10 protein-coding genes are annotated in these 7219 nt (G+C 75.2%); 5 read left to right on the top strand and 5 right to left on the bottom strand.

The features are described 5' to 3' along the window. Positions 1–1018 (top strand): family 2 encapsulin nanocompartment cargo protein polyprenyl transferase (locus tag DZF91_RS13665; RefSeq protein WP_147341141.1); only part of this gene is annotated, 1018 nt, incomplete at its 5' end. A gap of 30 nt (positions 1019–1048) precedes the next feature. Here DZF91_RS13665 and DZF91_RS13660 read toward each other — a convergent pair. Together DZF91_RS13660 and DZF91_RS13655 are read right to left on the bottom strand one after the other, a co-directional pair. Next, on the bottom strand, positions 1049–1699 hold the full coding sequence (locus DZF91_RS13660; protein ID WP_117357846.1) for a TetR/AcrR family transcriptional regulator: 651 nt from the start codon (positions 1697–1699) through the stop codon (positions 1049–1051). Positions 1700–1745: 46 nt separating this feature from the next. After that, positions 1746–2528: a helix-turn-helix domain-containing protein gene (locus DZF91_RS13655; RefSeq protein ID WP_199486617.1), complete on the bottom strand. Its 783-nt coding sequence runs from the start codon at positions 2526–2528 to the stop codon at positions 1746–1748. 65 nt (positions 2529–2593) lie between these two features. On the opposite strand from DZF91_RS13655, the gene DZF91_RS13650 reads away from it, so the two are divergent. Together DZF91_RS13650 and DZF91_RS13645 are read left to right on the top strand one after the other, a co-directional pair. Continuing rightward, a complete protein-coding gene (locus tag DZF91_RS13650; protein ID WP_117357847.1) occupies positions 2594–3172 on the top strand; it encodes a TIGR03086 family metal-binding protein in 579 nt (192 codons plus the stop codon). A gap of 148 nt (positions 3173–3320) precedes the next feature. Further along, complete coding sequence (locus DZF91_RS13645) at positions 3321–3551, top strand: hypothetical protein (RefSeq protein ID WP_147341140.1); 231 nt, start codon at positions 3321–3323, stop codon at positions 3549–3551. A gap of 30 nt (positions 3552–3581) precedes the next feature. On the opposite strand, the gene DZF91_RS13640 is transcribed toward DZF91_RS13645, so the two are convergent. Then, the gene (locus DZF91_RS13640; protein ID WP_199486616.1) at positions 3582–4460 is read right to left on the bottom strand and encodes an aminoglycoside phosphotransferase family protein; all 879 of its coding nucleotides are present in this window, start codon (positions 4458–4460) and stop codon (positions 3582–3584) included. A 56-nt stretch (positions 4461–4516) separates the two neighbouring features. Here DZF91_RS13640 and DZF91_RS13635 point away from each other — a divergent pair, with 56 nt between their 5' ends. Next, complete coding sequence (locus DZF91_RS13635; RefSeq protein ID WP_117357843.1) at positions 4517–4918, top strand: VOC family protein; 402 nt, start codon at positions 4517–4519, stop codon at positions 4916–4918. A gap of 32 nt (positions 4919–4950) precedes the next feature. Here DZF91_RS13635 and DZF91_RS13630 read toward each other — a convergent pair whose 3' ends face one another. Next, positions 4951–5925 (bottom strand): quinone oxidoreductase family protein, encoded by a 975-nt coding sequence (locus DZF91_RS13630; RefSeq protein ID WP_117357842.1) that lies wholly within the window; start codon positions 5923–5925, stop codon positions 4951–4953. 60 nt (positions 5926–5985) lie between these two features. Then, on the bottom strand, positions 5986–6648 hold the full coding sequence (locus tag DZF91_RS13625) for an MOSC domain-containing protein (RefSeq protein WP_117357841.1): 663 nt from the start codon (positions 6646–6648) through the stop codon (positions 5986–5988). Between the two features lie 54 nt (positions 6649–6702). On the opposite strand from DZF91_RS13625, the gene DZF91_RS13620 reads away from it, so the two are divergent. Further along, positions 6703–7219: esterase/lipase family protein (locus tag DZF91_RS13620; protein WP_199486615.1), on the top strand; the 517-nt coding region annotated here is incomplete at its 3' end.

The following is a 7219-nucleotide window of genomic DNA, read 5'->3' as shown; positions in this document are numbered from 1 at the left end:
GGACGGACCCGCGGGCGACGCGGCCGCGGCGGGGCGGACGCTCGCGTGGGCGCGTGACCTGATCGGTCCCGCGCTCCGGGACACCGTGGAGGGCATGCCGGACTCCATGGCCCGCATCGCGGCCTACCACTTCGGCTGGGAGGACGCGCAGGGCCGCCCCGCCCGCGCGGACGGCGGCAAGGTGCTGCGGCCCGCGCTCACCCTGCTGTGCGCGGAGGCGGTGGGCGGAACGGCGCAGGCCGCGGTGCCCGCCGCCGTCGCGGTGGAGCTGGTGCACAACTTCTCGCTGCTGCACGACGACGTGATGGACGGCGACCTCACCCGGCGGCACCGGCCGACCGCGTGGAACGTGTTCGGCGCGGGCGCGGCGATCCTCGCCGGGGACGCGCTGCTCGCCCGCGCGCTGGAGCTGCTCGCCGGGCGCGGCGACGGCGTCGTGGTGCTCACCCGGGCGGTGCTGGAGCTGGTCGAGGGCCAGTCCAGCGACATGTCGTTCGAGCGGCGCACCGACGTCGAGCTGCCCGAGTGCGTCCGGATGGCCGACCGCAAGACGAGCGCGCTGATCGGCGCGTCCTGCGCGCTCGGCTCGATCTACGGCGGCGGGACGGCCGAGCAGACGGCCCGGCTCACCGCGTTCGGGCACCGGCTCGGGCTGGCCTTCCAGCTCGTGGACGACCTGCTCGGCATCTGGGGCGACCCGGCCACCACCGGCAAGGCCGCCCACTCCGACCTGCGCAGCCGCAAGAAGTCGCTGCCGGTCGTCGCGGCCCTCACCTCGGGCACGCCGGCGGGCGCGGAGCTCGCCGCGCTCTACCACCAGGACCGTCCGCTCGGGGACGCCGAACGGGCCCGGGCCGCCGAGCTCGTCGAGGCCGCCGGCGGCCGGGACTGGACGCGCGGGCACGCCGCCGAGATGGTCGCGGAGGCGCTGGCCGAGCTCGACGCCGCCGAACCGACGGGCGCCGCCGCGGAGCACCTGCGCGAGCTGGCCCGCCTGGTGACGTCCCGCGACCACTGACCCGGCGGAGCCTTCTGGTGGCTCCGCCCGCTACTCCCTCTCCTCGTCCGACGCCGCTTCCGGCTCCGGGCCGGGTCCGGCGCCGCGGCGTTCTCCGCCGTCGCGCCGGGCCCGGCCGCCGTCGTCGCCGGTCGGCCAGGTGGTGAGGATCCGGTGCAGGGCCTCGAGGGCCTTCTCCCAGGACGCCTGGACGTCGCGGGGGTGCCCGAAGGCACCGTTGGCCTCCAGGGAGATGAAGCCGTGGAAGGTGCTGCGCAGCAGCCGGACGGCGTCGGTGAGGTCGGGGTCGGGCAGGGCGTAGGCGCGCATCATCGCGGCCGTGACCTCCACGCCGCGCGAGCCCCGCGCCGCGTCCGGCTCGACCGGGATCTGCATCGCGGCGTACCGGCCGGGATGCTCGCGCGCGTAGTCGCGGTAGGCGTCGGCGAAGGCGACCAGGGCGTCGCGTCCGGCGCGTCCGGCGACGGCCTCGGCGATCCGCTCGGCCTGCTCGTCGCCCGCCTGGAGCGCGACCCGGCGGCGCAGCTCGGCCAGGTTGCGGATGTGCGAGTAGAGGCTCGCGTCGCGCACCCCGAAGCGGCGCGCGAGCGCCGAGACCGTCACGTTCTCGATCCCCACCTCGTCGGCCATCTCGGCCGCCGCCTGGACGATCTTGTCGACCGTCAGTCCGGCCCGGACCATGCGTCCCCCTCCTCGCGCCTGTTCCCGATCGGGCGCCCGTCCCTGATCAGACGCCGCGAGCGTAGCGGGCGGGCGGCACCCCGACCGTGGCGGTGAAGTCCCGGACCAGGTGCGCCTGGTCGAAGTAGCCGAGGTCGACGGCGAGGTCCGCCCAGTCCACGCCGTCGCCGGCCTCCGCGCGGGCGGCGGCCTCCTGGAGCCGGGCGCGGCGCATCACCCACTTGGGCGTCACGCCGACGTACTCGGCGAACAGCCGCTGCAGCGTGCGGGTGGACACGCCCAGGACGTCGGCGGCCTGGTCGACGCGGACCAGGTCGGGGCGCGCGGTGATCCGCTCCACCATCCCGGCGACCTCGGCGGCGACCGGGTCGGGCTCGGGGAGCCGGGCCAGCAGGAACTCCTCGGCGAGCGCGGCGAGCCGGGCGGTCTCGCGGCCCGCCATGATCCGCTCGCCGAGGGCCGTGACCTCCGGGCCGAAGACCTCGGCGGCCGGGACCCTGCGGTCGGTGAGGTCGCTCACCGGGCCGCCGGCGAACGGCCGGAAGCAGCCCGGCCGGAACTTCACCCCGAGCACCTGGCCCTCGCCCTCCAGGCGCCGCACGAACAGGTCGCGGACGACCCCGTAGACCAGGGGCCCGCCCGCCTCGAAGACCAGGTGGACGCTCGGGTACGACAGGACCTTGCTGTCGTGCGGCCCGTCCACCCGCCACCGCACGTGCCAGTAGAGCTCCACGAACCGGGCGGCCTCGGGGGACGGGTCGTGCCGCCGGGTCTCGACCGCCGCCACGTGCCGCGCCGGGTACAGGACGCCGCGTGCCACGTTCTCCACCCCCCAACCCTAGCTGTCGCGAATCTCCAAGAACGGCAGGTGGCGGGGCCTCTAGCGTGATCGTCATGAAGGACCTGCACAGCCACATGAAGGAATGCGCCGCCGAGGCGGCGCGCGTCGCCCGCCACGTCCCCGCCGGCCACTGGGACGACTCCACGACGTGCGCCGACTTCGACCTGCGGACGCTGGTGAACCACTGGGTCCTGTACACCTCGCACGGCCTGGAGCACCGGGCGCGCCGGGAGGCGCTGCCGGAGGAGCTGGTCGAGCGGGACTTCACCGCCGACCCCGAGTGGGCCGCCGCCTACGCCGTCCAGCTCGACCGCGCCGTCGCCGCCTGGGCCGACCCGGAGGTCTGGGAGGGCGACATCGACCTGGGGGAGATGTCGGTCCCCGCCGCGGGGATCGCGGGCATGGTGATCAAGGAGATGGCCGTGCACGGCTGGGACGTCGCCGTCTCCACCGGCCAGACGTTCGCGATCTCGGACGAGGCCGCCGCGTTCGTCCTGTCGGTGGTCGAGGAGAACGCCGAGATCTACCGGCGGTACGGCGGGTTCGCCGATCCGGTGGAGGTCGACGCGTCCGCGCCGGTGTTCGAGCGCGTCCTGGCCCTCTCCGGCCGCGACCCCCGCTGGACCCGCTGACCCGCTGACCCGCTGACCCGCTGATCCGCAGATCCGCTGACCTGCACGGCCTGGTGGGCCCGGCGGTCCGGTGACCTGGGGCGGCCCGGTGGGGGATATGCCGGGCCGCTGGTGATTTTCGATTGTATGTTCGATTAGTGTGTTCGGCATGACGTCCGAGCACGTGCCGTTCCTGTGCCCGCGCGGGCACCGCCTGGGGCCCGGCCGCGTGATCGTCGGCTGGTCCCCGTGCGGCTGCCCGCCGTGCCTGGAGCGCGAGCGGGGCCTGCGCGGCCACCGCACCTACCTCTGCCTGACCTGCAAGGACGAGCACGTGACCACCATGTGCTACATGCCGCAGCACATCCCGACCCCCGACACCCCCTACCGCTGGCCCTGACCGTCCGCCCCGCCCGGTGGCGGTCCGCCTTCAGCCGTCCGCGTCCGTGAGCACGGCGTCGATCGTGCGGCGGCACATGGCGGCGAAGGGCGGGTTGCTCTCGCGGTAGTACGGGAGCCCGAGCAGCGCCATGGAGAGGGCCCAGCCGCGTCCGCGAAGCCAGGACGCGTCGTCCACGCCGACCGCCTCGCGGAAGGTCCCGCGCGCGTCCGCCGAGAGGACCGTCCAGGCGGGCATCAGGTCGCAGGACGGGTCGCCCAGCCCGGCGGTGCCGAAGTCGAGGACGCCGGTGAGCCGGCCGTCCGCGACCAGCAGGTTGGCGGGCAGCAGGTCGGAGTGGGCCCAAGACGGCGGGCCGTCCCAGGCGGGGGCGCCGACCGACTCGTCCCACAGCGCCGTCGCGAGCGCGGTGTCCAGGTCGGCTTCGAGGTCTGCGATGGCCGCGCGTGTCGCGGCGTCCACGTTCGCCAGGGTTCCGCCCCGGTAGGACGCCGGGCCGTCCCGGAGCGGGACCCGCCGGAACGCGGCGACCAGCTCTGCCAGGTCTGTAGCGATGTCGGCGGCGGCGTCGGGGGCGGGGTGCGCGCCGTCCAGCCAGCCGTGCACCGACCACGGCCAGGGGAAGATGTCGCCCGGCCTTCCTCGGCCGAGCAGCTCCGGGGCGGGCACGGGCAGCAGCGGCGCCAGGCGCGGCAGCCACTCCTGCTCTCTGAGCAGCGCCTTCACGCCGCCCTTGGTGCGGGGGAGGCGGACGCACATGGTCTCGCCCAGCCGGAAGATCGCGTTGACCGTCCCGGACGACTCGACGCGTCCGATCGGCAGGTCGGCCCACGCGGGGAACTGTTCGCCCACCAGACGGCGGACGAGTTCCGCGGTGATGGTCGCCTCGTCGGCGTGCATGGGAGTCATCCCCAGCATGAGAACCGGCGAAGGGCGGGCCGGGCAAGCGGATTTACGATCGGCGGATGCGGATTGATCTTGTGACGGTGGTGGTCGAGGAGTACGACCCGGCGATCGAGTTCTTCACCGGAGTGCTGGGGTTCGAGCTGGTGGAGGACTCTCCGGCGGTCACGAACGACGGGCGTCCCAAGCGGTGGGTGGTGGTCCGTCCGGCGGGAGGCGGGACGGGGCTGCTGCTCGCGCGGGCCGACGGGGAGCGGCAGCGCGGCGCGGTCGGGGACCAGGTGGCGGGGCGGGTCGGGTTCTTCCTGCGGGTGGACGACTTCGACGCGGCGTACGCGCGGATGGCCGCGGCGGGAGTGCGGTTCGTGTCGGAGCCGCGGGACGAGCCGTACGGACGGGTCGCGGTGTTCCTCGACATCGCGGGGAACCGCTGGGACCTGCTCGGAGGGGCGGACGGGGAGTAGCGCCCGTCCGCCCTCCGAGGGGGCCGCGCGGGTCAGGCGGTGCGCAGGAGGAGCTTGCCGGTGGTGCCCCGGCCCGCGAGGTCGCGGTGGGCCCGGGCGGCCTCCTCCAGCGGGTACTCGCCGTGGACGCGGAGGGTCAGGCGGCCCTGCGCCGCCCACTCGACGACGTCGCGGTAGCGGGCGCGCAGCTCGGCGGGGTCGGCGACGAAGTGCATGAGCGTCGGACGGGTGAACTTGATCGAGCCCGCGGCGCTGAGCCGCATCGGGTCCACCGGCGGGACGGGGCCGCTCGCCCCGCCGAACAGGACGAGCGTCCCGCGCGGCCGGACGGCGGCGAGGGAGCGGTCGAAGGTGGTGAGGCCGACCCCGTCGTACACGGCGTGGGCGCCGGCGCCGCCGGTCAGCTCGCGGACGCGCTCGTCGAAGCCGTCGTAGCCGACCAGGACGTGGTCGGCGCCCGCCGCGCGGGACAGCTTCGCCTTCTCCTCGGTCGAGACCGTGGTGACGACGGTCGCGCCGAGGATCTTCAGCACCTGCGTCAGGACCAGTCCCGTGCCGCCCGCGCCCGCGTGCACCAGGACGGTCTCCCCGGCGCGGACGGGGTGCGACTCGGTCGCCAGGTAGTGCGCGGTGAGGCCCTGGAGGGGGAGTGCGGCGGCCTGCGCGTCGTCCACGCCGTCGGCGACGGGCAGCAGCCGCGCGGCGGGCGCGACGACGTGCCGGGCGTACGAGCCGGGGACGCTCTCCCACGCGACGCGGTCGCCGGCCTTCACCTCGGTGACGCCCTCGCCGACCGCGACGACGCGTCCGGAGCCCTCGCCGCCCGGCACGTACGGCAGCTCCATCGGGTAGCGGCCCTCGCGCTGGTAGATGTCGAGGAAGTTGACCCCGGCGTACGCGACCTCGACGAGGGCCTGGCCCTCTCCGGGGTCGGGAACGTCCACCTGCTCGGGCCGCAGCACGTCCGGGCCGCCCTGCTCGCGAACCACGATCGCCGTCGACTGCATGTACCGCTCCTCTGCGTTCGGTCTACTCCTTGGGACGAAGCAACCCGGTGGGCAGGCCAATCATTCCGATCGGGAAAGTCGGTGTTCGGCCCTCTCCCGGAGATGCGCCGGGAGGGCGTCGCCGGCGTCCAGGAGGCGGGGGAGGAGTTCGGACTCGAGGGTCAGCGCGCGGAACACCGTCCGGACGTCCACGCCGTGCGACGGGCGGTCCTCGACGGTGATCGCGTCGCCCGCCGCGATGTCCCCCGGTTCCAGGACGCGGAAGTAGGTCCCGGGCAGCGCGCGTGCGGTGAAGGTCCGGATCCAGCCGGGGACGTCCATCCAGCCCGCGAACGTCCGGCACGGGATGCGCGGGGAGGTCACCTCCAGCAGGACGTCGCGGCCGACGCGCCAGCGTTCGCCGACGAGGGCGGCGTTGACGTCCACGCCCGAGGTGGTGAGGTTCTCGCCGAACGACCCGCTGGCGACGTCGCGGCCGAGGTCGGCGGCCCAGGCGTCCAGGTCCTCCCGGGCGTAGGCGTACACGGCCTGGTCGTCGCCGCCGTGGTGGCGCACGTCGAAGACGCGGTCGCCCGCGAGTCCGACGGCGCCGGTCCCCTTGGGGCCGGGCGCCTCGACGCGGACGGGGCCGTCCACCGGGCGCTTGTCGATGCCGGTGCCCCCGTAGGCCTGCCACGGGTTGTCGCGCGGGACGCCGATGTTCAGCGAGAGAAGGAACGCCATGCGAGGAGCGTAGACGCAGCGTGGTACGTCCGGCTTTGTGGGTATATGTGACGCGTGGGGTGGCTGGCCGGACTCAGCCCGCGGCGGCGCTGGTACGTCGGCGGGATGACGGCGCTCGTGGCGGTCGTCGTACTGCTCGCGGTCGGGCGGTTCACCCTCGCCCGCGCCGGACGGGACGCCGGACCGCCCGCCGACCAGTCCGCGCCCGGCCCGGTCGTGCTCGTCCCCGGATACGGCGGCGGGACGGACGGGCTCGCCGTCCTCGCGCGGCGGCTGGAACGCGCCGGCCGCCGCGCCACGATCGTCCTGCCGCCCGGCGACGGCACAGGTGACCTGCGGAAACAGGCCGGCTCGCTGGACCGCAGGATCAACGCCCTCCTGCGCGGCGGCGCGCCCTCGGTGGACGTCGTCGGCTACTCGGCGGGCGGGGTCGTCGCGCGGCTGTGGGCCCGCGACCACGGCGGCGCGCGCAAGGCCCGGCGGATCGTCACGCTCGGCTCGCCGCACCAGGGCGCGGACGTCTCGGCGGCGGGCGCCGCCCTGTCGCCCGGCGCGTGCCCGGAGGCGTGCC

This window comes from Actinomadura logoneensis, from assembly GCF_003428695.1.
Classification (GTDB): Bacteria; Actinomycetota; Actinomycetes; order Streptosporangiales; family Streptosporangiaceae; genus Spirillospora; species Spirillospora logoneensis.
Note: the sequence above shows the minus strand (reverse complement) of the source record. Positions and strands in the feature narration are given on the sequence as shown.

Excerpts from the sequence above, each read along its gene's own strand:
- DZF91_RS13660 (WP_117357846.1), bottom strand. The coding sequence starts at position 1,699 with ATGGTCCGGGCCGGACTGACGGTCGACAAGATCGTCCAGGCGGCGGCC.
- DZF91_RS13650 (WP_117357847.1), top strand. The coding sequence starts at position 2,594 with ATGAAGGACCTGCACAGCCACATGAAGGAATGCGCCGCCGAGGCGGCG.
- DZF91_RS13645 (WP_147341140.1), top strand. The coding sequence starts at position 3,321 with ATGACGTCCGAGCACGTGCCGTTCCTGTGCCCGCGCGGGCACCGCCTG.
- DZF91_RS13640 (WP_199486616.1), bottom strand. The coding sequence starts at position 4,460 with ATGACTCCCATGCACGCCGACGAGGCGACCATCACCGCGGAACTCGTC.
- DZF91_RS13635 (WP_117357843.1), top strand. The coding sequence starts at position 4,517 with ATGCGGATTGATCTTGTGACGGTGGTGGTCGAGGAGTACGACCCGGCG.
- DZF91_RS13630 (WP_117357842.1), bottom strand. The coding sequence starts at position 5,925 with ATGCAGTCGACGGCGATCGTGGTTCGCGAGCAGGGCGGCCCGGACGTG.
- DZF91_RS13625 (WP_117357841.1), bottom strand. The coding sequence starts at position 6,648 with ATGGCGTTCCTTCTCTCGCTGAACATCGGCGTCCCGCGCGACAACCCG.